This is a genomic window from Streptococcus pseudopneumoniae, assembly GCF_001070815.1.
In the GTDB taxonomy this organism is placed as follows: domain Bacteria; phylum Bacillota; class Bacilli; order Lactobacillales; family Streptococcaceae; genus Streptococcus; species Streptococcus pseudopneumoniae_P.
The window spans coordinates 1-1414 of the sequence record NZ_JVLX01000066.1 but is presented as its reverse complement, the minus strand read 5'-3'; the positions used below and the strand labels follow the sequence as shown (position 1 = coordinate 1414).

The following is a 1414-nucleotide window of genomic DNA, read 5'->3' as shown; positions in this document are numbered from 1 at the left end:
GGCTCTATAATATTTGTAGTGGGTAAATCCCCTATGGATCTTATGGAGCCTTTTTTGTGTAGAAAAAAAGTCCCATAAGATCTATAATGAAAAGCGACAAAACAACTCATTAGAAAGATTCATATGGAACAATTACATTTTATCACAAAACTACTCGATATCAAAGACCCTAATATCCAATTTATAGATATCATCAATAGGGATACACACAAAGAAATCATCGCCAAACTGGACTACAATGCTCCATCTTGCCCTGAGTGCGGAAGTCAAATGAAGAAATATGATTTTCAAAAACCGTCTAAGATCCCTTACCTCGAAACGACTGGTATGCCTACTAGAATTCTACTTAAAAAGCGTCGTTTCAAGTGCTATCACTGTTCAAAAATGATGGTCGCTGAAACTTCTATCGTCAAGAAGAATCACCAAATTCCTCGTATTATCAACCAAAAAATTGCGCAAAAGTTGATTGAAAAGACTTCTATGACCGATATTGCTCATCAGTTAGCCATTTCAACATCAACTGTTATTCGCAAGCTTAATGACTTCCGTTTTAAGCCTGATTTTTCGTACCTCCCTGAGATTATGTCTTGGGACGAGTATGCTTTCACTAAGGGAAAGATGAGTTTTATTGCTCAAAATTTTGATAATCTTAATATCATCACTGTTCTTGAAGGAAGAACACAAGCTATCATTCGGAATCACTTTCTTCGCTACGATAGAGCCGTGCGCTGTCAGGTGAAAATCATTACTATGGATATGTTTAGTCCTTACTATGACTTGGCTAAACAGCTTTTTCCAAACGCTAAAATCGTGTTGGATCGTTTCCATATTGTCCAACACATGAGCCGTGCTATGAGTCGTATGCGTGTCCAAATCATGAATCAGTTTCATCGAAAATCTCATGAATACAAGGCTACCAAGCGCTACTGGAAACTCATCCAACAAGATAGCCGTAAACTGAGTGATAAGCGATTTTATCGCCCTACTTTTCGCATGCACTTAACCAATAAAGAGATTTTAGACAAGCTTTTGAGCTATTCAGAAGACTTGAAACACCACTACAATGTCTATCAGCTCTTACTCTTTCACTTTCAGAACAAGGAGGCAGATAAATTTTTCGGACTCATTGAGGACAATCTTAAGCTGGTTCATCCTCTTTTTCAGACTGTCTTTAAGACCTTTCTAAAGGACAAAGAGAAAATCGTCAATGCTCTTCAGTTACCCTATTCCAACGCAAAATTGGAAGCGACGAATAATCTCATCAAACTTATCAAACGCAATGCCTTTGGTTTTCGGAACTTTGAAAACTTCAAAAAACGGATTTTTATCGCTCTGAATATCAAAAAAGAAAGGACGAAATTTGTCCTTTCTCGGTTTTAGCTTTTATTCAACCCACTACAGTTGACAAAGAGCC

At 37.3% G+C, this 1414-nt stretch carries 1 protein-coding gene; it reads left to right on the top strand.

Translation table 11 applies throughout. The annotated features are described in order from the left end of the window. Positions 1–123: 123 nt before the first annotated feature. Positions 124–1380, top strand: coding sequence for an ISL3 family transposase (locus ADG81_RS08430; protein ID WP_049551447.1), 1257 nt, complete (start codon positions 124–126; stop codon positions 1378–1380). The last annotated feature ends 34 nt before the right edge of the window (positions 1381–1414 follow it).

What these genes read in the sequence shown, in the direction of transcription:
- ADG81_RS08430 (WP_049551447.1), top strand. Translation starts at nt 124, where the DNA reads ATGGAACAATTACATTTTATCACAAAACTACTCGATATCAAAGACCCT.